Below are 25095 nucleotides of genomic sequence, written 5' to 3'. Positions count from 1 at the left end.
TGTTTCATAATGGTGCACAAGGGAAGGTGGTGGCGTTAATGGTTTTGTATAAATCCAAAGTAACTATTTGATATATATAGTTATTTAAAAGTTGGCAATATATTCGCTTTAATATTAGTGATTTTTGTCAACTTAATAATTGGAGCTTTATATGAAAAAGACAACGCAACTTACCTCTCTTATGTCCGCTATGTTGGTGGCTGGATCCATTTCAATGGCGCCTACTGTTGCTCAGGCTGGGATTTCTGCAAATATTGGGGCCGTGACCCAATATATTTTCCGAGGTGCTTCTCAAGGTGATGGTGCCGCTGCACAAGGTGGCGTTGATTATGAACACGACTCCGGTCTTTACGCCGGGGTTTGGGGTTCGAGTATGAATAGTGATACAACGCCAGGATTTGAATACGATTTATATGCTGGCTGGTCAGGATCCTTTAGTCAAGTAGATTTAGGGATTGGCTATACCTCTTATAACTATGGTGGGAAAGCGGGTGGTTTCGCTGATTATAAAGAAGTGAACCTTTCAGCAGGCTATAAGTTTCTTTCTATCAACTATGATATAGGAACGGATTCTACTGGAACCCGTGATGAAGATTATAAACATTATGCGATTTCCGCTGAGTACAATAACTTTTCTGCGACTTATGGTGCTACAAAATATGACGCTTCAGGCTCAGATACGCTAGATTACATGAGTCTAGGTTATTCACATGAGTTGGCAAAAGGACTGGATGGTAATATTGAGTTGATTAACAGTGGTAAAGATAATGATGATACGGTCTATATGGTTTTAGGTCTGACAAAATCCTTCTAAGAAACCGATGCCTAAGTGAGATGCGAGCGATAAAATGGGATAAGATTTTCCTAGTCTAGGCGGGAAATACAAGTCTTAACTCGTTTCCGTTATCGCAAAGGCGCTATCTTTCTAACTTGAATCAATCATTAAAAAGCGAGGCTAAGGCCTCGCTTTTTGTTTTTATGAGTTTCATTATCTCTTCAAAGTTTGAGCGGTATAATAACGCTTTAAACATTTTGGGAGCGCGTTATGTCGGAAACATCTTCTTTTAAACCTACCATGCAGCCGGAAGAGAAGCGGGCAGCTATTGCTGTCGCGGGGGTTTTCTCTACGCGGATGTTGGGTCTGTTTATGATTTTCCCGGTATTTGCGTTGTTTGCTCAAAATGAATTTAAAGGGGTGACCGCGACGCAAATTGGGATTGCAATGGGGATTTATGGGTTGACGCAAGCCTTTTTGCAGATTCCTTATGGCATGCTGTCCGATAAATATGGTCGTAAGCCTTTAATTGTGGCAGGGATGTTGATTTTTGCCATAGGTTCTATGATCTGTGCTACAGCGGACTCAATCGAGATGATGATTGTGGGGCGCGCCATTCAAGGGATGGGTGCTGTTGCGGCGGTGCTGATGGCGACGGTGGCTGACTTGGTCTCTGAGCAATTTCGTTTGCGCGCCATGTCCATTGTCGGCATGACCATTGGTTTATCATTTACAGTCTCTCTTGTGGCTGGCCCAGTTTTGGCTGAATGGGTCGGTGTACGAGGCATTTTCTGGGTGATTGCACTGCTTGCGCTTATTGGAATTCTGCTCACGATTTTTGCCATTCCAGAAATTAAGCATCAGCATTTTCAACGTGAAGCAGAAGCAGATCCTAAACAGTTTAAGGATGTATTAAAAGATCGAGAGTTGTTGCGTTTGGATTATGGGGTGTTTACTTTGCACGCCACCTTAACGGCAATGTTTGTGGCCTTGCCAATTATGATTCGGGATCATGCGCATTTAGATTCTCTACATCACTGGGAGTTATATTTGCCAGTGATGTTGCTCTCTTTCGCATTAATGGTGCCTTTTATTATTCAGGCAGAAAGTAAAGGGCGGATGAAGCAAATTTATTTAGGCGCCATTGCGACCATTGTCGTGACCCAGTTGCTGTTTATGGGTTTCCATAATGGATTTTGGTCTTTCTTTATAGTGCTGTTAATTTTCTTTACCGCTTTTAATTTGTTAGAAGCCACCCTGCCAAGTTTGGTGGTTAAGGTCGCACCAGCAGACAAAAAGGGCACTGCCAGTGGGGTTTATTCGACCAGTCAATTTTTGGGGGCTGCGATAGGTGGTGCATTGGGTGGTTATTTCTATCAACATTATGGGTATAATGGACTCTTCATGATGACCGCCGTGATGGGGTTGCTCTGGTTACTGTTTGCTAAGGGCATGCAGAATCCGCTGCCTTTAAGTATTGCCTCTGTGCCTTTGCATTATGCAAAGCATATTCAGGATCAGGCGCGACTGGAGCAGGCGTTGTTACAGATTGAAGGTGTCCATCAGGTGGTGATTGTGCCAGAAGATGAACGAATCTATTTGAAGATTGACCGCAAAAAAATTGATGAAGCGGGTTTAATTGAATTTTTAGAAAAAATGGCTTAATAAGAAGTGAGAAAAGAATGCGCGGAGTAAATAAGGTTATTTTGGTGGGAACATTGGGACGCGATCCAGATACAAAGTACACGGCCAATGGGAGTGCGGTTGTGAACTTAAGTGTCGCGACCTCAGAACAGTGGACAGATAAAAATAGTGGTCAAAAACAAGAGAAGACCGAATGGCACCGTGTGGTCATTTTTGGCAAATTAGCGGAAATAGCAGGCCAGTATTTGCGTAAGGGTTCGCAGGTTTATTTGGAAGGCAAGTTACAAACGCGGAAATGGCAAGATCAAAACACGGGTCAAGATCGTTATTCGACAGAAATTGTGATTGACAGCTTTAATGGTCAGATGCAGATGCTAGGGGGCAACCGTCAAGGGGGCGATGTGGCTTTTGATGAGGGCGTTAATAATGCACCCGCCATGGGCATGAATGGTGGGCAAAATATGGGACAGGCTCCCGCTCAAAATGCGGCAGGCGGTTTGGGTGGACAAGCGTCTATGCCTAACCAAACGAATCCGCAGTCCCAGCAATTTGCTTCGCCACAGCCTTCATCACAAAATTCACCACAACCGGCTCCGGCTTTTGTGGCCAACGATTTTGATGATGACGATGTCCCCTTCTAGGGCTCTTTGGCTTGGCTGAAATTAATCTAACCCCCCACGCAATGGGGGGTTTGTTTTTAAAGGATTAAAAATGAATACAGCAAATTATGTTCAGCAAAAATTGTTGCGAATTGGTGTGTTTTATGATGGCAATTATTTTTCACATGTAAGCAATTATTATCTCTATCAGCACGAACGTCATGCGCGTATTAGCCTTTCTGGGTTGCATCAATTTATTATCAATCAAGTTGCCCTTAAGGAATCCCGTCAAGTCGAGCACTGTCGAGTTGTGGATGCGCATTATTTTCGTGGACGTTTGAGTGCTAAAGAAGCCAGCAATCGTAATTCACTCTATCGCGAGCGGCAGTTTGATGAAGTTTTGATGCGAGAAGGGGTGGTCTCTCATTTTTTACCGGTAGGTGCACAAGGTGAAAAAGGGATTGATGTTTGGTTAGCGCTGGAAGCTTTTGAACTGGCATTTCATAAAAACTTTGATGTGATTGTATTGGTGGCAGGGGATGGGGATTATCTTCCATTAATTCGTAAGATCAATACCATTGGTACACGCGTCATGGTGCTCGGCTGGGATTTTTCTTTTACGGATGAGGACGGTCATTTGCGCACAACACGCACAGCGCAGTCAATTATGAGAGAAGCCACTTACCCTATGCAGATGGATCAATTGATTGGAAATAATCAAGCAAATGTGGATGAGATTTTCTTACAAAGCCGAGAAGATGTCGTACAAGAAAAAATGGAAGAGGCCGTTGAAAATAGAGAGTATGGCTCTATCGTGACTTTAAAGAAAGATGAAGGTTATGGCTTTATTAAACCTGAATCTGGTCAGGAAAACCTATTTTTCCATTATTCGGATGTAAAGGATGAGTTTTTAGACTTGAATCAAGGTGATACAGTCCAGTACCAAGCAGGACATAATCCCAAAGGGCCTTGTGCTAAGCAGGTTGAACTTAAATCAAAAATCCTTTAAGCAACAGCGGCCGCTGGGGTTGCGGCTTTCGCAAGCGCATAGATGGGATTTGGTTTGTTGGACGACATATTCTTTCACTTCGGGTTGGCTGCGGGCTGTTTTTCTGTCCACGCCAAAGCAGTAGCAAATTAAGGCGTCGTCTGCAATCGATTTATGCCCAACAGGCGTACGAATGTCTTGTTGGGTGAAGATTTGGCCTTTAGCATTAAAGTAGATCACTTCACATTCGGGGTTTTCACAAAAGGCAAAAGGTTCATCCAGTAATTCTGGTGTCAGGCGCCATGGGGCTTTTAGGTGGTGAAGTAGAGTCTGCTTGGGCACGGTGCGATAGGCTTTACCATTGAGTGGGCAAGTGAGTTTGCTGGGGGCTGTTTGCGAACGGGTACAGCCATTTGATGAGCAGCAGGACATTATTTCTCCTTAATTTGAGGTCTCTTATAAAAGGTTGTGCTCTATGACAGCCTGTTCTCTGTTGATACTCGGTTTATTTATCATCAAAATGCAATTCAAATCCAGCAGATTGCAAGCGTTTGGCTTCAATATTGAGATCCATGGCGGTCAGTGGATGCTGCTGGAGCCAATTATCTTCAAAAGTCAGGTGTAGCTTATGGTCTTCGATATCTAATATGGGTTCGGGTTGCTCATAGTCTCTACCACGGTGAATGCGCACGGCAAGGCGAAGTAAGACGGTGAGCAGCAGCATTTTTTCATTATGCGGCTCGGTTAAGTTGTCATAAACAGCTTTATTGAGCTTACCGCGATGATTGAGCAACATGGCTGCCAGCATTTGCGTCTCTTGTTGAGAAAATCCAGGCATATCCGCATTGCCGACAATATAGGCAGAGTGATGTCGATAGCGTTTATAGCTAATGGCGATTCCCACTTCATGCAGGTCGGCTGCCCATTGCAGCAGTTTGCTGTAGTCATAATCTTCATCGCGCAGTTTCCAGATATTACGCGCCTGCTTGTAGAGTTTACGCGCGGTTTGTGCGACATGTGTGGCTTGGACCTTATCAACTTTCATCCACTCTTGCATGCTATTGACACTGCTTTCGCGCACATCTTCGGCAAACAGTCGACCGATGGTGTCAAAAACCAGGCCTTCTCGTAGCGCATTGGGGGAAACCTGCATCTGTTTAATTTTCAGCGTTTGAAAGGTGGCGATTAAGATGGCCAAGCCTCCGGCCAACACGGGTCGCCGCTCTTCTTTAAATCCGGCAAGCGCGACTTGGTCCATATTGCCCGCTTCAATCAAAGCAGATTTTAGTTTGAGTAGACCCTCTAGGGTGAGGGTTTCTCCCCAGCCGTTCTCTTGTAAAATGGTGCCCACGGATTTAATGGTGCCTGAAGCGCCATAGGCAACATCCCAGCCCAACTGCTGGAGGATATTTTTGTGGGGGCGTAAAATTTGACGACAAGCCTCAATGGCTCGGTTGAAGTGTTTTTCACTGGTGCAGCCATTTTGAAAGAATTTTTGGCTGATGCTGACACATCCCATCTCAGTAGAGGTGAGGTGCTGATATTGAAAATGCTTGCCAATAATGTATTCGGTACTGCCGCCGCCAATGTCCATGACGAGGCGTTGATCATCACTTTGAGGTAGGCCGTGGGCAACGCCTAAATAGATTAATCGCGCCTCTTCTTGACCGGTAATGATCTGGATCTCATGTCCAAGTGCTTGACGGGCTGCTTTTAAAAATTCACGACTATTTTTAGCATTACGCAGGGTATTGGTGCCAACAGCGCGCACATTTTGCGAAGGAATATTGGCGATCAGTTGTCCAAAACGGGTTAAGCACTCAATGGCCGATTGAAAAGCGGATTCCGTTAAATAGCCGTTTTCATCTAATCCTGCTCGTAAGCGCACCATCTCTTTATGCTTATCGATCACTTGCATTTGCCCATGCACTTCTCGAGCAATAATCATATGAAAACTGTTGGAGCCCAGATCAATGGCGGCATAGAGGTCTGCAGTTTGGCTATCTGTGGTCATAGGGAGATTAATCCTGGCACTGGCTATGGTATTTATCAATGAGTGTCTGTTGTGCACTGAAAGGCGGTTCATCGCCTTGTGGCATGCGGCGAATATAGTGACCATCGGGCTGTAAAATCCAGGCACCTTGGTTATCTTCTAAATAGAGCGCTAAGCCTTCAGTATAGGCTTTTTGGAAAATATCTGGATCGAGCAGGGGGAAGCAAGTCTCCACTCGACTCAATAAATTACGTCGCATCCAGTCGGCACTGGAAGCAAACAGCTCGGGTTTGGCGCCATGATTTTCAAAATAGAAGACGCGATGGTGCTCTAAGAAGCGGCCGACAATACTGGTGACGGTAATATTTTCTGAGAGACCTTCAATGCCGGGTCTTAGGCAGCAAATACCGCGTACGATCAGATCGATTTTGACCCCAGCTTGAGACGCTTCATACAGGGCATCAATAATGCCTTGCTCTTGTAAACCATTCATTTTAGCAATAATGCGTGCGGGTTTGCCTTGCTTGGCATTTTCGGCTTCACGTTGAATGCGTGCAATCATACCGGGCTGTAAGGTGAAAGGGGATTGTAAAATAAGCTCAAGGTTTTTGGTATCACCCAAGCTGGTCAGCTGTTGGAAAACTTTAAATACATCTTGTCCCAGCGTTTGATTATAGGTGAGTAGTCCAAAATCGGTGTAGAAACGGGTGGTAATATGATGATAATTACCGGTACCGAGATGCGTGTAAAAACGCAGTTGGTTGTTTTCTCGGCGAATAATAGAGATCATTTTGGCATGGGTTTTATAGCCGACCACGCCGTACACCACATTCACCCCAGCTTCTTGCAGGCGATTCGCTTGTAAGATATTGTTGTCTTCATCGAATCGCGCTCTGAGCTCAACCACAGCGGTGACCTCTTTACCATTGTGAGCGGCTAATTCTAAGGCATCAATAATGGGGGAGTTCTCACCGGTGCGGTAAAGGGTCATGCGAATGGCCAGCACATCTGGGTCTTTAGCCGCTTCTTGCAAAAATTGAACGACTGGCGTAAAGGCTTCATAAGGGTGATGCAGCAGGATATCTTTCTGTTTAATGCGCTCAAACAGTGTGGCGTTTACCTTTTTCGGTTTAAAGAAACGGAAGCTGTTTTTCAATTCCTTTTTCGGATTAAGCTGACAAGGCGTGAATTTGGGGAACAGTAAGTCGGGACGATTTGCCATATCAGGCACTGCGCTGAGACGATGCAGATTGACCGGCCCATTGACGATATAGAGCTTACTTTCATCAATCTGAAAACGATCCAGCAGGTAATCAATCAGATGTTTCGGGCAGCGGTCGGAGACTTCCAAGCGGATGGCGCGTCCATAATCGCGGCTGCTGAGCTCGCCTTGCAGGGCGCTCATTAAGTCGTCCACCTCTTCTTCATCAATAAACAGGTTCGTATTACGCGTCACGCGGAATTGATGACAGGCGGTGACAGTCATGCCTGGGAAGAGCGAGGCAACATTCGCGTGCAAAATTGAAGAGAGGAATACAAAATCATTTTCCCCGTCGGTCGCTTCTGCGGGCAGCTTGATGATGCGAGGTAGTGAGCGCGGTACCTGTACAATGGCTAAACCATTGGTGCGCCCAAAAGCATCTTTGCCTTCAAGGGAGACAATAAAGTTTAAGCTTTTATTGAGCACGCGAGGAAAAGGGTGGCTGGGGTCCAGACCCATGGGGCTGAGCACTGGCTGCAGCTGGGTTTCAAAGAAACGACGAATCCATTCGCGTTGACGATCATTCCAGTGGGTACGGCGTAAAAAACGGATATTTTCTCGTTCCAGTGCTGGAATGAGAATGTGATTGAGTGTGTGATACTGCTCCTTAATCACTTTCCGCGCTTCTGTGGTCACCAGTTCAATCGCCTCTTTGGGGGTGCGTTGGTCAGGGACGGTCCGCGCTAAAGGATCATTTTCCATCTCATACAGGCTGGCAAGACGTACCTCAAAAAATTCATCCATATTGGTGCTGGAAATGCAGAGGAATTTTAAGCGCTCCAGTAAGGGGACATCATCACGCATTGCCTGAGCTAAAACCCGACGATTAAATTCTAATAGACTTTTTTCACGGTTGAAATAGCGCTGCTTGGGTTGCGAGAGGTCTTGCGTTGATTCTGTATATGTTGTTATCATGGCGGCCACTTAAGTATTGATTGTGAGATAGAGACCTTTGCACGAGATGGTTCTACGGCTAAAAATGGCTAAAATTTCCCCTATCGTTGTTGGAAAACTTGGCAATAGCTGGCTATTGCCTGCGTTTCCCGCCTAGATATAGAAAATTTTTTCTCATTTTTAGCTCGCACCCCACTCATGCAAAGGTCTCAGAGAATATTTTAGTCAAAAATAGAGGAAAAATGCGAAAATCCCCAGCCCTGAGCTTAAAAAAAGCTTAATTTTTTGGTTTTGCAGATTTACAACCGCAAGGAGGGACAGGGTCAACACCGCCAGGGTTTTTGGGATGACAGCGTAAAATGCGTTTAATGGCTAGCCAGCTGCCACAGAGAACCCCATGTTGTTGCAGGGCTTGCAAAGTATAGCTGGAGCAGCTTGGATAAAAACGGCAACGCGGCCCTAATAATGGACTGATGAAAAGTTGATAAAAGCGCACCAGGCCAATAAGCAGCCATTTAATCGGGTTGTATTGTGACCATGGATTTTTCATTTATGGCAACGATTCTCGGGATTGTCGATATATTGCTTTTTGTGTTGTTGAAACCAATTCTCAATTTCCTCAACTTTGAGGGGCTTACTGAAAAGATAGCCTTGAATGGTTTCGCACCCCGCTTTGCATAAGCATTCAAATTGTGCCATCGTTTCGACCCCTTCTGCGACTGTGTGGAGTTTGAGTGTCTGCGCTAGTTTGAGAATCGTTAAAGAGATGGCTTTATCATGTTCATTGTCAGGTAGGCCATCGACAAAAGATTTATCGACTTTTAGCGTATGAATGGGAAGTCGTTTGAGGTAACTGAGCGAAGAGTAACCTGTGCCGAAATCATCAATGGCGAGTTTAAACCCAAGTGCTGTCATTGTATTGAGGTGTTGCAGATTGCTCTCTACATTGGTCATCACTGTGCGTTCGGTGAGCTCAAGCTCTAACAGCTCTGGGGTGAGTTGATATTTGGAGACCTTTTTAGCAAGATCTTCAAAAAAGTTAGGGATAATCATTTCGTTACCACTTAGGTTTATCGCGACAGGGATGTTTTTTAAGTTAGGATGCTGTTGCCACTGTTGAAGCTGCTTTAAAGCAGTCTCGATGACCCAGTCGCCAATTTGATGGATGAGATTGGACTCTTCAGCCACCGGAATAAATTTATCGGGCGGCACAAAGCCCAATTCAGGATGAATCCATCGAATCAAAGCTTCAAAACCTTGAAGTTGGTAGTTTTCGCTATTAATTTTAGGCTGATAGACCAAAAAGAGTTCATTATTTGGAATCGCTGTTTTTAAGGCTTGCTCAATTTTCATCTGTTCATCGAGCTGTTCTTCCATAGATGGATGGTAGAAACAAAAACTGTTTTTGCCTTTATTTTTAGCCGCATACATTGCGCTGTCTGCTCGGCGGATCAGCGTGTCATAGTCATCCCCGTCTTTTGGGTAGAGTGCAATGCCAATACTGGCAGAAATGGTTACCGTACCAAATGAAAGGTGAATGGGACGCTGCAAGGGCTTGAGAAGGTCTTGTGCAAATTTTTCTATGGCGTGTTGGTTCCGAAAAGGGAGAGAGAGAATAAATTCATCCCCGCCAAAGCGACAAAGATGATGATAACGATCAACAATGTGAACATAACGTCGCAGGCGTAAGGCAACAACTTTTAGGAGTTCGTCGCCTGCGTCATGGCCGAGTGTGTCATTAACCTGTTTAAAACCATCCAAATCTAAAAAGAGAATGGCTAGCTGTGTTTCCGGTTCTTGTTGGATCAGCTGCTTGAGATTTTCTTTAAATAGGATTCGGTTTTCTAAGCCAGTGAGTGAATCATAGTAGGCGAGCTGTTCAATACGTTTGGCTTGCTTGAGTTCGTGGGTAATATCGTGGATTTCAAAGAAATATTCAAACTTTCCTTCTATTTCAATAGGGATAACCTTTATTTGTGCTTGAATAAATTTAGATTTGTTCGCCTTTAATTTACGGGGCGTATCCGGGTCGTTCAGGAGTTGTTTTAACCTTGCTGAAAAAGGTTTTTCAGGATCAGAGAGACAAATTAAGGAGAAAATCTCTTTGCCCTTGACTTCCGTTTCTGGATAGTCAAAAAGTGCTTGGGCAGCAGGCGACCAGGTACGAATTTTCCCCGTATCATCCGTAATGATAATTGCATCATGCGTATTTTGGATGAGCTGTTTTAAACGCTGTTTGTAGCCGTTTAAGGTTTCATAATGCAGAATGATCTCTCGTGTTAAAGCAAATAGCAAGAGGTAAATGAGCGTAGCCACCATCAGGCTTAGACTCAGGGAAAAATAGTCGATTTGGCGAAGGGTATAAGGCTGAAAATATTTCAGTGTCGTGGATTGGTCTAAAAACTGAAAAGAGTCGTCCTGCAGTTGAAGGGTGTGCAGTGCGATATTAGAGAAATGTGCTGGCTCGATATGATTAATATCGGCTATCAGGTGACCATTCGCGTAGAGTTGAACCTGTCCTCCATCTTTGCCTGAATAGATGTCTTCGAGGAGTTGCTGTGGATCAATAATGTTGACAAGGACACTTTGCAAGTGATTGTATAAATAAAAAGGGGCGATCTGAAGGATGACAGGATTAGGCTTATATTTATGCTGTACAATTAGGCTATAGGTTGATTGCCTGTCAGGCTTTATAAATGGGGATAGATCTTCACAAAAGTGTACTGCTTCTTCAGGTGTATAAGGAAAGACAAAGATAATGGGGAGCGGATAAGGGAGGGGAGTCGTTGCCTCTTTTTCTGAATTTAAGGAGAGGATATGGTGGTGAATTTGGCACGACTCAAAGCCTTTTTCTTGCATCTCGCGGACGAAATTCTGTGGATGCTTCTCGACAACAGCATAAGCTAAGGTTTTAAAGCCAGAGGTGAGTACCTCAGCTTCCATTAGGTTTTCAAAAGTACGTAAGTTGAAATTCGCACTGTTATGATAGTCTTGTAGATGAGAGAAGCTTTGATTTAATTGTGTGAGCGTTTTGACCAATCGCTGTTTGGTCGACTCAAAGACGGTTTGCGTATTGCTCTGAAAAGCTTGGTATTGGAGGGAAAGGTTCCAAGATGTCGTGGCCGTTAGCACAATCAGCAATAGCGGAAAAAACAGCCTTAAAGGATGGTTTTTAAAAGTGTTGATAAGTATTTGATTGATTCGTTGAGACCACTTCATTGGAGACGATTTTTATTGATATAGGCGAGTATGGCGGTTTTTAAATCAGTTGGCAGTGCTTCAATCATTTTTTGATTATAGAGTAACTTAAAAAGGCGATTGGGCACAATTTGAATATCTGATGGTTGGTAGCCTTTTTGCAAAATGAGTTTAGCCGTCTTGCCTGCCCATAAGCCCTGCTCAGTCGCGGATTTTAAAAAGCTAAGGTGACTATAGGGTTGCATAGACTTTAAGTAAGAAAAAATAGGTTTTTTTGCATATTTTAAGTGCAAATGCTGCTCTTTTTGAGGATTCCATTGTTGAGCAAGCGGGTGGTAATTGCCGAGAAAAATAAAATCGTGGGTTTTGTCTTGATTGAGTTGAATAAACATTTGATTCCACTCTTGCACAGAGCGAACTTGAATGACCTCAAAGTTTACTTGATACTCTTGAAATTTTTGTTTTAAGAAACGAATATTTTGATTTTCTGAGGTCGATGGAAAGTTTAAATATGCTAAAGAAAATTTTTCTTTATGAAGGGTGTTTAAAGAGAATTCTTTAGCAAATCGAAACAGCTCTGACTCAATGGCCTGTTTTTCAATCATGCCCGTGGTGTTGTGATAAGGCAGGCCATAGGGTTTCCCACTGTTATTGATGCCGCAAAACACTACTGGAATGGCGCTGTTTTTAAAATAGGGTTGAATGACATATTTCATAGCATTGTCATCACTCGAGATGATGATGTCGGGTGGATTTTGCTCTATAAAGTCTCTCGCTTGTTGCCCTATTTGTTGTAAATGTTTAGGGTCGTGGATGGCTTTGGAATTCATATAGAAGATATTGAGCTGACAAACATCACGTAAAGTTTTTTGAATAGCGGCAGTCTCTTCAGCTTGCCAAAAGTAACTTGGACTGTAGGAGGCAATATAGTTACAAACGGGTAAAGAGTCGGTTTTTGTTTGGGAACCGGTGTCAGTGGGATCTTCAGAAGCAATAACCTGCGACGCCACCATCAGCATGGGAAATGCGATTAAAAACAAAAAATAGGTGTGGAGTCTTTTCACAGATCACCTATATCCCCTTATAATGAAAGGGCAATGATTAACTAAAGGATGAATAATGAATTCCATTTTAATTAAGCAGGCGACCTTGGTCAATGAAAACCAAAGCCAAATTGCGGATATTTTAATTCGCCATGGACGGATTGAGAAAATTGCGCCGACCATTGATGCGACTGCGGATCAAGTGATCGATGCGTTAGGGTTGCATTGTCTGCCAGGCATGATTGATGATCAGGTGCATTTTCGTGATCCTGGGTTGAGCGCGAAAGGGGATATTGCGACTGAATCGAAAGCAGCCATCGCTGGGGGAACCACCAGCTTTATGGATATGCCCAATGTGAAGCCGCCGACTGTGACCTTGCAAGCGTTGGAAGAGAAGTTTGCGATGGCGGCTGAAAAAGCGTGGGCGAATTACAGCTTTTATTTAGGAGCAACCAATGATAATTTGGAAGAAGTCAAAGCACTTGATCCGAATCAAGCATGCGGCGTGAAAATTTTTATGGGTGCTTCCACTGGGAATATGCTGGTGGATAGAGAGCAGGCTTTACGCGATATTTTTACCCATTCGCCGGTGCTTATCACCACCCACTGTGAAGATACGCCGATGATCCAAGCGCAAGAAGCGGCCTATCGTCAGCAATATGGCGAAGCAGTGCCGATGAAATATCATCCTGAGATTCGTTGTCGTGAAGCTTGCTATAAATCGTCCTCTTTTGCCGTGCAATTAGCCAAAGAGACAGGGGCGGATTTGCATGTGTTACATTTGACGACGGCTGAAGAGATGGCGCTGTTTGAGCCGGGTCCAGTGGAAGGCAAGCAGATTACGGCAGAAGCCTGTGTGCATCATCTGTGGTTTAGCGATGCAGATTATGAAACGCAAGGCAGTTTGATTAAGTGTAATCCTGCAGTGAAGAAGCAGTCGGACCGCGATGCGATTCGGCAAGCCGTAAAAGAGGGACGCATCGATATTATCGCTACCGATCATGCACCCCATACGTGGGAAGAGAAACAAAATCCTTATTTTTCTGCGCCTTCTGGCTTACCTCAAGTGCAGCAGTCATTAAGCGCCTTGTTAGACCTGGTCCATGAAGGGGTATTTGATCTCTATACCGTTGTGCAAAAGGTCGCGCACAATGTGGCGATTCGTTATCAAATTCAAGACCGGGGTTTTATTCGCGAAGGCTACTGGGCAGATTTAGTGTTGGTGGATATGAATCAGCCGCACACAGATGATCAGGCACACAACTTATATAAATGTCAGTGGTCTCCCTGGGAAGGGTATACGTTTAAATCTACGGTGCACAGTACCCTTGTGAATGGCAAACTGATGTATCATCAAGGGCAGTTTGCTAAGTTTGAACCAGGTATGCGACTGGCATTTACCCGTAAATAAGGCAGAAAATGACAAAATCCCCAGTCCTGCTGAGGATTTTGCTTTAATTGGGCTGTAAGAGAAAAGGCTTAGAGGCGCCCCATTAGGTTAGGGTCGTCTATAAAACCATTTTCCACGCCTTTGGTAATTACCGCAACGGCATCATGGGGGTGCAAGCTTTCTAGGTGATTGATGCGCGCCCAATAATCAGGATAACCTTCCGTTTCCAGTTTGGCTTGTAGTCGGCGCGCGGCATCTTCACAGAACATCAGGTTGCTGGCATTTAACCGGGCAAACTCTTGTTCATCTTCGCGCTTTACGGCCGCTTGCACAGGCGTTTGCAAGGTGTCTTCAATCTGATTGATGAGTGTAGAGAGGTCAAATGTCTTTTCTGGCGCCAGCTTCACTTTGACTTGGGCATATGAGCGTTGACTATGCGGCGTAGCGCAAATCCCTTCTGGGGAGCCTAACCATTCAAGAACGGCCTGATAGTCCAGTTTATCCTCTTTAAATTGGGTGGCAAAGGCTTCTTGAATCAACTGACGCGATAGAGCCGCGGAGCAGGGGCAGGTGGAGGAGTATGGGATGGTAATACCGACTTCACAATGAAATTGTCCTTTGCGTAACACACCACGAAAAATCGCCGGGTAATGTTTCCACCCGCTGTTGTCCGATTTTAAGGATTGACGACGTTCATAGTAGTCAAAGCTAAATTCGACAAAGGCATTTTCACTCAACGGTTGGTGAGAGGTGATAAAGGCTTGCAAAATACTTTCGAGCCTTGAAGGCGAAAGCGGCTCCGCGGTCGCCATCTCATCTAAAATGAGGTAAAGACGAGACATATGAATGCCCTTGCTTTTAGGATCATCAAGACTGACATAGGCTTGCGCCTGACTAGAGAGACGAATCGTCTCCTGGTTTGAAGATTGAATCAAGATTGGCAATTCAATACCACTCATTCCGACCCAGTTAAGGGTGCCTTGTGGGCCTTGATGAGGCTGACAAGCGATATCGGGCATGTGTTTACTCATGCAATTTCCTTCGACTTTATTTAATAAGAGGAGCAATTATAGCATAGTCCTTCGGTCAATAACCTAGTGAAAAAGTCGGGAATTGAATTAGGGAGTGGATTGTAGGCGATGAATACAGGCAAGCAAGGCCGTTTCTAAGGTTTCGGGGGTATCGGCAGAAAAAGATTCAGTGTTAAAAATGCATGTTATCCGAGAGTCTTGCCGCCAAGCTATTTCCTGAAACGCAATTTCCGTTTCAGTGGCTTGCAGTAGCTGCCAGCTATGGATGCCTGTACGCACTAACCCTTTGGCACGTTGTAATCCCGCTGCTTGAAGGGCTTTTAGCCAATTTTTGAGGTGATTGCGATTAAATTGCGCATGGGATGACAGTTGCCAGCCAATGACAAACTGTTCAGAATTCTGTTGAATCTGTCTTTGCCAGATGGCGGGATGAGGGTTTGTATCGCGGTGTGGTTCACAAAGAGATTGTTGGGATGCTAAATGCTTGTCGATTCCGGCTAATAGGAGAAAAGGGGGAGTGGTGTGTTCCGCTTGCAATCGGTCTATGGGCACCTGTCCCTGCTGGGTTTCAAGAATGTTATTTTTCGGGGGGTAGAGCGTTTGCAGATGCGTTTTGGCTTGTGTCACTTCTTGTGGCGTACAGAGGTCAGTCTTGTTGAGCACAATGAGGTCTGCCAAAGTCACTAGGTCCCTCATTACTGTCGATTTTTGCCAACGCTCGGGCGTCAGATGTCTGGGGTCTAAAATGCACAGCTGAGTTTGCAGTTGCAGAGAGCGTGGTAAAGGGGTTTGTTGGAGCGTGTCTAAAATTTGCGCTGGATGGCCAATACCAGTGGGCTCAATGAGTAAACGGTCTAAATTAGGTGTGTTTTTCAGCAGTGTCTGTAAGCCTTGAACCAGTCCTAATTGAGCCGTGCAGCAGATGCAGCCGCCATGCACTTCCGCTAGAGGGACTTGTGGGTTACGCATCTGGATCAGAGAGGCATCAATCTCGATTTCACCAAACTCATTGATTAACACGCCCCAAGTTTCATTTTCTGGTTTGTGTTGCAAAAGGTGATGTAAGGTTGTGGTTTTGCCGCTCCCCAGTAGGCCAGTAATGAGATTGGTGGCAAGCGTGGACATCCGCTTAGGAGGCTAAATCTTCACCACCGAGCAGTTCATCAATAATTTTCTGCTGATTGAGTTCAATACCGAGTCGATCACAGATAATTTTTGCGTCTCGATAGGCATTTCCCAAACAGGTGGTGGCGCCTGGAGAGGGCGTCATATTAAAAATCAAGCAGTCATTGTCAGGCACAATGCTGGCTTCGCCAAGTTGTAGTTCTTTGGTGGTTTTATTGATGACTTGTGGGCGTACGCCACCAATTCCTTCTGCATAGGAGACCATTTCTGGCGTGACATCCGGCAAGATTTTTTGCGCATCTTTGGCAAACAGACGTTCACGTAATTTGGGAACTTCAAATAGAAAGTTGCGGAAAATATAGTTGCGAATGGTGCTGTCGCGCATCAAGTCCCAAAATACTTTGAGGACTTTGGTGTCTAATTTTAAGCTTTTCCAAAAATCCCAGTAGGTGCCACCGGTGTAGCGCTCCAATTTGGGAATGGCCAGAGCAGTGGGACCGAGGCGTGTCTTATTGGGTTCGACCAGGTCGGGATCCCCATGAATGGCGGCAAAGGGCAGTTTATCATTTTGCAAGGTATAGACTTTGCCATTGAGCATTTTGGGGACATAGTAGAAGCTGCCTGCCATCGGCAGAATGGAGAGGTCAAGTCCATAACCCAGTTGATTGGCCAGTAGCAAACTGTGAGCCCCCGCAGACACCACGACAAATTTGGCCATAAAAGTGCCTTGTGGGGTGGTCAGTTCATAGTGGTCATCATATTTTTTAATGTTTTTGACTTCAGTGCTAAGGTTGATGCTGATTTCACAGTTGCCTTTACGCGCTTCTTGAATAAAGGATTTGGAGAGGTTGCCATAGTTGACCGCACAATACTCATCCCTACAGCCCGAGGCCAGAATTTTTTCTGGACGAGGCTGGCCGTTTTTGGTGGCGACCTTAGGCTCGACTTCTGCAATCTTTTTCGCATCCCATAGCTCCATATAGGGGAAAGCCTCTTTAAAGGTTTCGTGCCTTTCTGCTAAGCGCTGACACTCTTCCTCCCCTACAGCTAAAATCATTTTGGGAAATTTAAAGAGGAAGTCATTGTGCTCTACCAGATTTTTGTAGTGCACAATCATATTCGCGGTGTGCTTAACCTGCTTGGCTTTTTCCAGCGTGTAGTTGGTCTCAATATCGCCGCAATGCAGCGTTTGGCTATTGCTGCGTGCGCTGGAGTTAAGAGGGGCTAAAGAACCGTATTTTTCCAAGACCGCGATGGATTTGATTTGACTGTAGCGCGACATCAGAAAGGTAAGCGCACAGCCAGTAATGCCGCCGCCCACAATGATTAAATCAAAAGTACGATTCTTCATGAAATTCCTTAAAATTAAATTAGCATTTCATTATAAACGATTTTGATGGAAAGTTTTTAAGGGAATTTCTAATTTGAAAGACAGTCTTTTCGATAGAATAAGGTCTGAAAAATTCTATTTTAGGGGCAATATGAAGTTTCAACAAGCGATTTTGATTACAGGTGCAGGGCAACGCATCGGGTTTTATCTGGCAGAGCAGTTTTTACAGCAGACGCCTTACCCAGTGGTTTTTACTTATCGCACTTTACGGCCAGGGGTGCAGGCGTTAATTGATCAAGGTGCATTGGGCATTCAGGTTGATTTTCAGCAGGCTGATGCGGTTGACACCCTTATGACCACCTTGCGGGAACGCGTGCAGAGCTTACGGGCAGTGATTCATAATGCGTCTTTATGGGAACCTGATGCTGAGGTTTTGCAGCAGCCAGCACTGTTTCACGCCTTAATGGCCGTGCATGTTCAGCTCCCTTTTTGGCTCAATCAGCAGTGTGCGCCACTCCTAAAGGCGTCTAAACAGGCGGATATTATCCATATTACGGATTGTAAAGTGAAAACTGGAGCCGCAGACTATGCAGCTTATTTAGCCTCAAAGGCGGCTTTAAGCTCAATGACGCAATCCTTTGCCAAAGCCTATGCGCCAGACATTAAGGTGAATGAAATTGCACCGGGTCTGATTCTGTTTAATGAAAAAGACAGCGAAGCTTACCGTCAGCAGCGGTTGGCTAAAAACGTCATTCCGATTGAACCCGGTCCTGAGGTGATCTGGCAGACGGTGGAATATTTAATGAACAATCCCTATGCAACCGGTACCGTCATTGAGTTGGGGCAGTTGAAGAAATAAACAGCAATGAAACTCTACTGCAGGGTATTTAAAGATTGCATAAAAGTTTCAAGGTGGCCGACGGTTTGTGCATATTTCATTAAAAGACTCATCACGGCTTGATCTTCTTGTTTTGCGGCAATGCGAGTGGTCAGTTGAAACTCCTTGTCGGTTAAGCTGCCTTGAAACCCTTTGGCTTCTAATAGGGCGGCTACGACGCCGACATTGCCGAGTAGCGCCGCAGCTTGCAAGGCTTTGACCGGCTCTCCAGCGGCGTCCTTGGCCACGACCATCTGTGCAGGCACAAAGTGCTCTTGTAGGAGGACTTTGCTGATCCAGTAGTTCATTTCCGGCGCTTCTTCGCTCTCAAGCGCATTAAGGAAAATCTCTTTAGGGTCAATCCCTTTCTCTTGAACCAAGCCTGCGACCAGGCGAGAAAAAGGGGCTCTTTGGGCTTCATCTAAATCCAGTAAGTTCATAAATATAAAGTATTCCTATCCTTTTAAAAATTTTTGTGCAATCGCTTGGCCGCAGGCGACACCGCTGCTCCAAGCCCATTGAAAATTATAGCCGCCGAGCTGTCCGGTGACATCTAACACTTCACCAATAAAATAGAGACCCGGCTGAGATTTGGCTTCAAAAGTTTTGGATGAGACAGCGTCGGTGTCCACACCGCCTAATGTGACTTCGGCTTTATCATAGCCTGCGGTCTCTTTGGGAAACAGTTGCCATTGGGTGAGTTGCTGTGCATAGCGTTGCAGCTCGGCATCTTTAATTTCTGCTAAGGCTTGTCCCTTTTGCAGCAAGGGATAATGGCTTAACCAAGTTTCTACAAAGCGTTTAGGCCAAAACTGGGCAAGCCAGCGTTTGAGTTGACCATTTTGCGCCTTCAGTCGTTGAAGTTGTTCGAGTACATTGATTTGGGGCAGTAAATCAATGGTCAACGGCGCGCCTTTTTGCCAGTAGTTGGAGGCCTGGAGAACGGCAGGGCCGCTAATGCCTTGATGGGTAAAGAGCAGCGCTTCGGTAAAAGTTTGCTGGCCTATTTGTATGCGCACCTCTAAGCTGATCCCCGCTAAGGCGGGACACTGTTCTGCCCAGCTGCCTTGCAGGATGAGCGGGACGAGTCCCGGTCTTTGTGGGCGCACCGGGAGGTGGAATTGTTGTGCGATTTGATAGCCCAAACCGGTGGCTTTAAGTTTAGGGAAAGAGCGCCCACCCGTGGCAATGACCAGATGTTGGCAAGTGAACGTGCCTTGCGACGTGTGCAGGTGGTAGCCTTTGGTATGCGGTTGGATGGATTCAATCGGTGTGTTTAACTGAAATTGAACGCCAGCCCAGTCGCACTCGGTGCGCAGCATCTGAATCAGATCCGAGGCGCGGTGTTTACAGAATAGTTTACCCTTTTCTCGCTCTTCATAGTCTATGCCGTGGCGCTCTACCAGTTCAATAAAATCAAATTGTGTGTAGCGGCTTAAGGCGGATTTGACAAAGTGAGGGTTTTGGCAAATGTAGTGCTCAGGGGTGATATTGAGGTTGGTGAAATTGGCCTTGCCGCCACCTGAAATTCGAATTTTCGCACCCGCTTTGGGGGCATGGTCAATCACCAGGATAGAAGCGCCGCCATAGCCAGCAGTGGCAGCACACATCATGCCGGCCGCGCCAGCGCCAATAATGATGCAGTCCCAATGTTGTGCGTCGTTGGGGGTCATTGTGCTTTGGCTTGGCGGTCGGGGATTGCTTCATAGGCGTGCTGGCGCTTTTCAGCCTCTGCACAGAGGGTTTGCAATCCTTTTTCAGCGGCTTCAGGGGGGCCTTCCACGCCCAGTTCAATGGTGCGCTGTCCCGTTTTAGCGTCAATTTTGGGTAGGCTAAATAGACGTAGGTCGGGGTGGTTCGCTTCAAACCAGTTCATAAAATCAATCCAGTCAGACTCCTGTCCATCGATCAGGCGAATCGCTTTTTCTACCGTAGGCGGCTTTTGTAAAGCACGGTAGTAAGTATCCAGTACCCACTCCATCATCGGTTTTGCCATTTGCGGAAAGCCGGGCATAAAGTGGTGGCTGCCACAATAATCTTCACCATATTTGGGTTCAAGCGGCATTTCAGATTCGGGTATGAAATCATCAATCAGTTTGGCCTGGTTTCCAGGGGGCAGACATTTAAAAAAGAGGGAAAAACCGGGAACGCGATTAAATGGATTGGGAATGATTTTGGCGCCTTGGGGGTATTCCGCCATTAGCACCCGTTTAGGGTAAGCCTCTTTGCCATACTGGGCTTCAATTTCTTTTACTGCTTCGGGATGACGCGCTAAAGGTTGGCCAAGCGCTTGTGCAGCGGATTGACGCGTGCGGTCATCGGGGGTGGCGCCAATACCGCCAAAGCAAAATACAATCTCACCACGCTGTGCGCTCCAAGTGAGGGTCTGTTGTAAATTTTCCACTAAAAACGGACCTTCATCGCCGAGTATGCGCACCCAATCGACTTTCATTCCTCGAGGATGCAGCAGCATATTGGCATTTTTTAAGTGCTGGTCTTCGCGTTTACCTGATAAAATTTCATCACCAATAATGACTAAACCGATTCTAGCTGTGTGCATGGCATCCTCTCATCACCTCATTGCATAAAGGATATATTTTAAATGAAAACAGTACTCACCATTGCAGGTTCTGATCCATCCGCTGGGGCAGGGCTGCAAGCGGATTTAAAAACCATCCATGCATGCGGCGGTTATGGGCTAAGTGTGGTGACCGCAATTACCGCACAAAGCACTTTGGGCGTGGATGCGGTTTATCCTCTACCGCCAGAGCAGGTGCGTCATCAGTTGCAGATGTTGATCAAAGATATCCGACCCGATGCGATTAAAATTGGCATGCTGGGCAGTGCAGAAATTGTGCAGGAGGTGGCCACATTTTTACAGCAACTACCAGAAGTGCCTGTGGTATGTGATACGGTGCTGTTGAGCTCCAGCGGAGCCGTGCTCTTGCCGGAGGCCGCATTGAATGCATTTAAGCAGCATTTGTTGCCTTTATGTGATTGGTTTACGCCTAACTTACCGGAAGCGCAACATCTTTTGGGGAAAAAGGGATTCTCAGAAAATGCCTTGCAAGTTTCTTTGCAAGCCTGGGTGACAGAGATGGGAAATGGTGCAATTTTAAAAGGGGGGCATGGAGCGGATCAGAAGGTTTGCTGTGATACGTTGATCACAGCGGAAACGTGCACATCATTGTGCAGCCCTAAAATTCAAACGCCAAACTTACACGGCACCGGATGCACCTTTGCCAGTGCTTTTGCGACCTATTTAGCCCAAGGTTTTGCGCCGATAACTGCATTTGAGCAAACGAAAGCCTATCTCTCTTGTGCCATTGAGGCGGGACAGACCTTGAAGGTTGGACAAGGTAATGGACCTTTACAGCATTTTTGCCAAAAAAGCTAAATTCCCCAGTCCTGCGATCATTTTCAGGCAGGCAGGCAGGCAGGACTGGGAAAATTGGGTTTTTTGACTGCAATTTATTGGTAAAGAAAAAGAAATTGCCCCGATACAGAAACGCTTATTTTACTCTGCCCAGCTTTAATGCTAGGCGCGCTATTTTTAGTCGTTATTGTGCGGTAAATCGGCATATATGAATTAGGATGTGTTTGAATATTGGTGGTCAGCGGTAAAGCTTGTTTAGCACCAAAGCTTTTCATGGCCAATCGGGCGCGTTCTTTTATGTTTTGAATGGCTTTGGTAATGAGGGTGTTGATGATTTGCTGCTGTTTGGTTTGAGAAACCGTAAATAGGATGGATTGATAAGGCAAAATCTCTTGCACTTCTGCCAGTATATCTGGCAGTTCTTTGATGTTCTGCGTTTGCAGGCTCAGAGTCTGGCGGCCACGCCACATGATCAAGCGATTTTTTTCATAGACAGGATAAACCGAATAGGTGCCCGTTTGCAGTTGAATCTGTTTATTGTCTTCTAAAGCCTCCAGGGCTTGCTGCATTTGCTGATTAATGATGGCAATCACCTCAGCAGGTGTCTGGCCTTGAGCTTGAGCGGCAAAGTGAATAATGGCGGTATCATTTTTGATCGATTGCGAAGCAGTGGCAGAAAGGGTGACGGTGTGTTGATGACCAGGTTCAGCCCAAAGGGTTAAAGGCAGGGTGCAGAGCAAAAAGGTGAGCAGCATATTTTTCATGAGGGGTCTCCTAAAGGACAAAAATCTAATTGCCGCCAAGCTTCATAAGTCATAATAGAGACGGCATTGGCGAGATTCAAACTGCGGGAACCGGGTTTCATTGGCAGCGTTAAACGCTGATTTTCCGGTAAGCTTTCAATGATTTCCATGGGGAGGCCCCGTGATTCGGGCCCAAAAATAAAGGCATCGCCCTTTTCAAATTTCGGTTTGCAGTAGGGTTGAGTGGTTTTCGTCGTAAGGGCAAAAAGTCGGTTGGGCTGAATTTTTTCTAAACACTGTTGCAGGTTTTCATGTTCAAACACCCGAGCCAGTTCGGTATAATCCAGTCCTGCACGGCGCACTTTTTTCTCACTCAAATCGAAAGGGTAGGGTTGGATTAAATGCAGGCAGACGCCGGTATTGGCGCTGAGACGGATCAATGCCCCTGTATTTTGTGGGATTTCAGGCTCATATAAAATGATATGCAACATGGAGTGTTCAACTTTTGCTAGATTTGTCGGTTAATTTAAAAGGGATTCAGTTTCAAAACCCAGTGGCCATGGCGTCAGGCAACGCAGGTTACGGTATAGAATACCAAGCTATTAATGGTTTTTCCAATCGAGATGTGGGGGCGGTCTTTTTAAAAGGAACCACCTTAGAACCTAAATTGGGCAATCGACCCGAACGGGTGATGGAAACCCCATGTGGTTTGATGAATTCAGTGGGTCTGCAAAACCCAGGGGTGGATGCGGTGATTCGCGACTATCTGCCGCAGTTGGATATGGAAGAAACCCGCTTTATTGCCAATATTTCTGGGTCAACAATTGAGGAGTATCGGGAAGTAACGCGTCGATTTAATGAGACGGCGTTGCCCGCACTTGAGATCAATATCTCTTGCCCAAATGTGAAAAAAGGCGGGGCAGCCTTTGGCAATGATCCCGAGATGGCGGCTCGTGTGGTCGAGGCGTGCCGTGCAGAAACCCAAAAGCCTTTAATTGTTAAACTCTCCCCGAATCAAACCGATATTGCCGAAGGGGCAAGACGAGTGATTGATGCGGGGGCGGATATGTTGTCGGCTATTAATACCCTAATGGGGATGCAGATTGATATCCATAGCCACAAGCCAACGTTGGGTAATAATCAAGGAGGGCTTTCTGGACCCGCGATTAAACCCATTGCGGTGCTAAAAGTGCACCAAGTGTACCAAGTGGCCAAACAGTATGATATTCCCATTATTGGATTAGGTGGGATTGCCTCGGCAGAAGATGCGATTGAATTTTTTCTGGCGGGCGCGTCAATGGTCGCTATTGGAACGGCATTGGCCAAGGATCCTTTATTAGTGAAAAAAGTGGTCAAAGGCATCGAAAAATATATGCGCCGACATCAAGTCACAAATATTAGCGACTTGACAGGCAAGTTAGAATTAAACACCGATACGGTTCTGTGTGGATAAAAAAGAGACAAAAATGAAAAGCGTAGAAGAGCAGTTAGCGATAATTAAACGAGGGGCCGAAGAGATTCTGGTCGAAAAAGAGTTGGTCGAAAAGTTGGAAAGTGGCAAGCCCTTGCGCGTTAAAGCCGGTTTTGACCCCACAGCGCCCGATTTGCATCTTGGGCATACGGTGCTGATTAATAAACTCAAACAGTTTCAAGACCTAGGGCATGAAGTGCTGTTTTTGATCGGGGACTTCACCGCTATGATTGGAGATCCAACTGGAAAAAGTGCCACGCGACCTCCGCTCTCTCCTGAACAAATTGCTAAAAATGCGGAGACATATAAAGAACAAGTGTTTAAAATTCTGGATCCAGAAAAAACCCAAGTGGTCTTTAATTCGGAATGGATGGGGGAGATGAGCGCGGCGGATATGATTCGTTTAGCTTCAACGCAAACCGTGGCTCGCATGTTGGAGCGCAATGACTTTTCTGAACGTTATCAATCTGGAACGCCGATAGCAATTCATGAATTTCTCTATCCGTTGGTGCAAGGTTACGATTCTGTCGCTTTGGAAGCGGATATCGAGCTGGGTGGAACAGATCAGAAGTTTAATCTATTAATGGGGCGAACCCTGCAACAACATTATGGTAAAGAGCCGCAATGCACCTTAACCATGCCGATTCTCGAAGGGCTGGATGGTGTGCAAAAAATGTCCAAATCTTTGGGCAACTATATTGGTATTCAAGATGCGCCTAATGAGATGTTTGGTAAAGTCATGTCCATTTCCGATGAGTTGATGTGGCGTTATTACGAGTTACTCTCATTTGAGTCATTAGAAAGCATTGCTGCTATGAAACAAGCGGTGGCAGAAGGGGAGAATCCACGTAATATTAAAATAAGACTGGCGATGGAATTGATTGAACGTTTCCATGATAAAGCCGCAGCTGATGCTGCCTTAAAAGATTTTGAAACGCGTTTTTCAAAAAATGCCATTCCCGATGAAATGCCAGAAGTGACCCTTGAAGCCCCGATGCCATTAGCGAATGTCCTCAAAGAGGCCGGCTTGGTGGGCTCCACTTCGGAAGGTCACCGCATGGTGAAACAAAATGCCGTTAAAATGAATGGTAAACCCTTGACGGATAGTCGAGCCATAATCGGGCCATTTGACAAAGAAGTGCTACAGGTCGGTAAGCGGAAATTCGCACGCGTAACCATTCAACCCGAATAACTCCTTGGATAACCTTGTGGATAACTACGGTAAAACTCGGTATAATGCAAAAGTGTCAAATTTTTGTTAAAAAAGTCGAGTTTAGGACTTGAACTTCTCCCGAATGCCCCTATAATACGCATCTCCTTCAAGGGCGCAGCACTAAAAGTCGCGCTCATGAAGGAC

General features: G+C 45.6%; 23 protein-coding genes. 9 read left to right on the top strand and 14 right to left on the bottom strand.

All coding sequences use genetic code 11. From position 1 onward, the window contains the following. Positions 1-151 precede the first annotated feature (151 nt). From ACYQ05_RS05415 to ACYQ05_RS05400, 4 genes are all read left to right on the top strand, one after another. Positions 152-814, top strand: coding sequence for a TorF family putative porin (locus tag ACYQ05_RS05415; RefSeq protein WP_459819083.1), 663 nt, complete (start codon positions 152-154; stop codon positions 812-814). A gap of 231 nt (positions 815-1045) precedes the next feature. Continuing rightward, on the top strand, positions 1046-2440 hold the full coding sequence (locus tag ACYQ05_RS05410) for an MFS transporter (RefSeq protein WP_459819081.1): 1395 nt from the start codon (positions 1046-1048) through the stop codon (positions 2438-2440). A gap of 17 nt (positions 2441-2457) precedes the next feature. Then, complete coding sequence (gene ssb / locus ACYQ05_RS05405) at positions 2458-3060, top strand: single-stranded DNA-binding protein (RefSeq protein WP_459819079.1); 603 nt, start codon at positions 2458-2460, stop codon at positions 3058-3060. A gap of 70 nt (positions 3061-3130) precedes the next feature. Then, on the top strand, positions 3131-4027 hold the full coding sequence (locus ACYQ05_RS05400; RefSeq protein ID WP_459819077.1) for an NYN domain-containing protein: 897 nt from the start codon (positions 3131-3133) through the stop codon (positions 4025-4027). Here ACYQ05_RS05400 and ACYQ05_RS05395 read toward each other — a convergent pair. The 6 genes from ACYQ05_RS05395 to ACYQ05_RS05370 form a co-directional block, all read right to left on the bottom strand. Then, positions 4013-4438 carry a putative iron-sulfur cluster-binding metallochaperone gene (locus ACYQ05_RS05395; protein ID WP_459819076.1) on the bottom strand — a complete coding sequence of 142 codons (426 nt, stop codon included), beginning with the start codon at positions 4436-4438 and terminating at the stop codon, positions 4013-4015. The two genes, ACYQ05_RS05400 and ACYQ05_RS05395, sit on opposite strands and share 15 nt — an antisense overlap. Before the next feature lie 73 nt (positions 4439-4511). Further along, complete coding sequence (gene ppx / locus ACYQ05_RS05390; protein ID WP_459819075.1) at positions 4512-6020, bottom strand: exopolyphosphatase; 1509 nt, start codon at positions 6018-6020, stop codon at positions 4512-4514. A 7-nt stretch (positions 6021-6027) separates the two neighbouring features. Beyond that, a complete protein-coding gene (gene ppk1 / locus ACYQ05_RS05385) occupies positions 6028-8175 on the bottom strand; it encodes a polyphosphate kinase 1 (RefSeq protein ID WP_459819073.1) in 2148 nt (715 codons plus the stop codon). 256 nt (positions 8176-8431) lie between these two features. Further along, the gene (yidD, locus tag ACYQ05_RS05380; RefSeq protein ID WP_459819071.1) at positions 8432-8704 is read right to left on the bottom strand and encodes a membrane protein insertion efficiency factor YidD; all 273 of its coding nucleotides are present in this window, start codon (positions 8702-8704) and stop codon (positions 8432-8434) included. Next, positions 8701-11373, bottom strand: coding sequence for a sensor domain-containing protein (locus tag ACYQ05_RS05375; protein WP_459819069.1), 2673 nt, complete (start codon positions 11371-11373; stop codon positions 8701-8703). The genes yidD and ACYQ05_RS05375 overlap by 4 nt, the downstream gene beginning before the upstream one ends. Further along, positions 11370-12416, bottom strand: a complete 1047-nt coding sequence (locus tag ACYQ05_RS05370) for an ABC transporter substrate-binding protein (RefSeq protein WP_459819067.1) — start codon at positions 12414-12416, stop codon at positions 11370-11372. The genes ACYQ05_RS05375 and ACYQ05_RS05370 overlap by 4 nt, the downstream gene beginning before the upstream one ends. 55 nt (positions 12417-12471) lie before the next feature. On the opposite strand from ACYQ05_RS05370, the gene ACYQ05_RS05365 reads away from it, so the two are divergent. After that, entirely contained in the window at positions 12472-13806 is a 1335-nt protein-coding gene (locus ACYQ05_RS05365; protein ID WP_459819065.1) for a dihydroorotase, read from the top strand. A gap of 68 nt (positions 13807-13874) precedes the next feature. On the opposite strand, the gene folE2 is transcribed toward ACYQ05_RS05365, so the two are convergent. The 3 genes from folE2 to ACYQ05_RS05350 all read right to left on the bottom strand — a co-directional run bounded on the left by folE2 (position 13875) and on the right by ACYQ05_RS05350 (position 17292). Further along, positions 13875-14816, bottom strand: a complete 942-nt coding sequence (gene folE2, locus ACYQ05_RS05360) for a GTP cyclohydrolase FolE2 (RefSeq protein ID WP_459819063.1) — start codon at positions 14814-14816, stop codon at positions 13875-13877. Positions 14817-14903: 87 nt separating this feature from the next. Next, positions 14904-15941 (bottom strand): CobW family GTP-binding protein, encoded by a 1038-nt coding sequence (locus ACYQ05_RS05355; RefSeq protein WP_459819062.1) that lies wholly within the window; start codon positions 15939-15941, stop codon positions 14904-14906. Between the two features lie 4 nt (positions 15942-15945). Then, positions 15946-17292: an FAD-dependent oxidoreductase gene (locus ACYQ05_RS05350; protein WP_459819060.1), complete on the bottom strand. Its 1347-nt coding sequence runs from the start codon at positions 17290-17292 to the stop codon at positions 15946-15948. 130 nt (positions 17293-17422) lie between these two features. On the opposite strand from ACYQ05_RS05350, the gene folM reads away from it, so the two are divergent. Then, positions 17423-18130 carry a dihydromonapterin reductase gene (folM, locus tag ACYQ05_RS05345; protein ID WP_459819058.1) on the top strand — a complete coding sequence of 236 codons (708 nt, stop codon included), beginning with the start codon at positions 17423-17425 and terminating at the stop codon, positions 18128-18130. 14 nt (positions 18131-18144) lie between these two features. Here the strand turns inward: folM and ACYQ05_RS05340 are convergent, their stop codons facing one another. The 3 genes from ACYQ05_RS05340 to ACYQ05_RS05330 are packed head-to-tail and all read right to left on the bottom strand — an operon-like array spanning position 18145 to position 20708. Then, positions 18145-18588 carry a hypothetical protein gene (locus tag ACYQ05_RS05340; protein ID WP_459819057.1) on the bottom strand — a complete coding sequence of 148 codons (444 nt, stop codon included), beginning with the start codon at positions 18586-18588 and terminating at the stop codon, positions 18145-18147. Between the two features lie 15 nt (positions 18589-18603). After that, positions 18604-19821 (bottom strand): BaiN/RdsA family NAD(P)/FAD-dependent oxidoreductase, encoded by a 1218-nt coding sequence (locus ACYQ05_RS05335; protein ID WP_459819055.1) that lies wholly within the window; start codon positions 19819-19821, stop codon positions 18604-18606. Next, entirely contained in the window at positions 19818-20708 is an 891-nt protein-coding gene (locus ACYQ05_RS05330; RefSeq protein ID WP_459819054.1) for a competence/damage-inducible protein A, read from the bottom strand. The genes ACYQ05_RS05335 and ACYQ05_RS05330 overlap by 4 nt, the downstream gene beginning before the upstream one ends. Before the next feature lie 42 nt (positions 20709-20750). Here ACYQ05_RS05330 and thiD point away from each other — a divergent pair, with 42 nt between their 5' ends. Next, positions 20751-21545 (top strand): bifunctional hydroxymethylpyrimidine kinase/phosphomethylpyrimidine kinase, encoded by a 795-nt coding sequence (gene thiD / locus ACYQ05_RS05325; protein ID WP_459819052.1) that lies wholly within the window; start codon positions 20751-20753, stop codon positions 21543-21545. Positions 21546-21619: 74 nt separating this feature from the next. Here thiD and ACYQ05_RS05320 read toward each other — a convergent pair whose 3' ends face one another. Beyond that, entirely contained in the window at positions 21620-22288 is a 669-nt protein-coding gene (locus tag ACYQ05_RS05320) for an SIMPL domain-containing protein (RefSeq protein WP_459819050.1), read from the bottom strand. Beyond that, the gene (locus ACYQ05_RS05315; protein ID WP_459819048.1) at positions 22285-22758 is read right to left on the bottom strand and encodes a tRNA (cytidine(34)-2'-O)-methyltransferase; all 474 of its coding nucleotides are present in this window, start codon (positions 22756-22758) and stop codon (positions 22285-22287) included. Before ACYQ05_RS05315 ends, ACYQ05_RS05320 begins: the two co-directional genes overlap by 4 nt. A 14-nt stretch (positions 22759-22772) precedes the next feature. Here ACYQ05_RS05315 and ACYQ05_RS05310 point away from each other — a divergent pair, with 14 nt between their 5' ends. Then, a complete protein-coding gene (locus tag ACYQ05_RS05310; protein WP_459819046.1) occupies positions 22773-23720 on the top strand; it encodes a dihydroorotate dehydrogenase in 948 nt (315 codons plus the stop codon). Between the two features lie 13 nt (positions 23721-23733). Next, positions 23734-24930 (top strand): tyrosine--tRNA ligase, encoded by a 1197-nt coding sequence (gene tyrS, locus ACYQ05_RS05305; RefSeq protein WP_459819044.1) that lies wholly within the window; start codon positions 23734-23736, stop codon positions 24928-24930. The last annotated feature ends 165 nt before the right edge of the window (positions 24931-25095 follow it).

Source organism: Galenea microaerophila, assembly GCF_054657255.1.
This window is presented reverse-complemented; position numbering and strand designations above follow the sequence as displayed.

Coding starts and splice junctions, on each gene's coding strand:
- ACYQ05_RS05415 (WP_459819083.1), top strand. CDS start 152: ATGAAAAAGACAACGCAACTTACCTCTCTTATGTCCGCTATGTTGGTG.
- ACYQ05_RS05340 (WP_459819057.1), bottom strand. CDS start 18,588: ATGAACTTACTGGATTTAGATGAAGCCCAAAGAGCCCCTTTTTCTCGC.
- ACYQ05_RS05315 (WP_459819048.1), bottom strand. CDS start 22,758: ATGTTGCATATCATTTTATATGAGCCTGAAATCCCACAAAATACAGGG.
- ACYQ05_RS05335 (WP_459819055.1), bottom strand. CDS start 19,821: ATGACCCCCAACGACGCACAACATTGGGACTGCATCATTATTGGCGCT.
- tyrS (WP_459819044.1), top strand. CDS start 23,734: ATGAAAAGCGTAGAAGAGCAGTTAGCGATAATTAAACGAGGGGCCGAA.
- folE2 (WP_459819063.1), bottom strand. CDS start 14,816: ATGAGTAAACACATGCCCGATATCGCTTGTCAGCCTCATCAAGGCCCA.
- ppx (WP_459819075.1), bottom strand. CDS start 6,020: ATGACCACAGATAGCCAAACTGCAGACCTCTATGCCGCCATTGATCTG.
- ssb (WP_459819079.1), top strand. CDS start 2,458: ATGCGCGGAGTAAATAAGGTTATTTTGGTGGGAACATTGGGACGCGAT.
- ACYQ05_RS05355 (WP_459819062.1), bottom strand. CDS start 15,941: ATGTCCACGCTTGCCACCAATCTCATTACTGGCCTACTGGGGAGCGGC.
- ACYQ05_RS05320 (WP_459819050.1), bottom strand. CDS start 22,288: ATGAAAAATATGCTGCTCACCTTTTTGCTCTGCACCCTGCCTTTAACC.
- ACYQ05_RS05410 (WP_459819081.1), top strand. CDS start 1,046: ATGTCGGAAACATCTTCTTTTAAACCTACCATGCAGCCGGAAGAGAAG.
- ACYQ05_RS05365 (WP_459819065.1), top strand. CDS start 12,472: ATGAATTCCATTTTAATTAAGCAGGCGACCTTGGTCAATGAAAACCAA.
- ACYQ05_RS05395 (WP_459819076.1), bottom strand. CDS start 4,438: ATGTCCTGCTGCTCATCAAATGGCTGTACCCGTTCGCAAACAGCCCCC.
- ACYQ05_RS05400 (WP_459819077.1), top strand. CDS start 3,131: ATGAATACAGCAAATTATGTTCAGCAAAAATTGTTGCGAATTGGTGTG.
- folM (WP_459819058.1), top strand. CDS start 17,423: ATGAAGTTTCAACAAGCGATTTTGATTACAGGTGCAGGGCAACGCATC.
- thiD (WP_459819052.1), top strand. CDS start 20,751: ATGAAAACAGTACTCACCATTGCAGGTTCTGATCCATCCGCTGGGGCA.
- ACYQ05_RS05330 (WP_459819054.1), bottom strand. CDS start 20,708: ATGCACACAGCTAGAATCGGTTTAGTCATTATTGGTGATGAAATTTTA.
- yidD (WP_459819071.1), bottom strand. CDS start 8,704: ATGAAAAATCCATGGTCACAATACAACCCGATTAAATGGCTGCTTATT.
- ACYQ05_RS05350 (WP_459819060.1), bottom strand. CDS start 17,292: ATGAAGAATCGTACTTTTGATTTAATCATTGTGGGCGGCGGCATTACT.
- ppk1 (WP_459819073.1), bottom strand. CDS start 8,175: ATGATAACAACATATACAGAATCAACGCAAGACCTCTCGCAACCCAAG.
- ACYQ05_RS05375 (WP_459819069.1), bottom strand. CDS start 11,373: ATGAAGTGGTCTCAACGAATCAATCAAATACTTATCAACACTTTTAAA.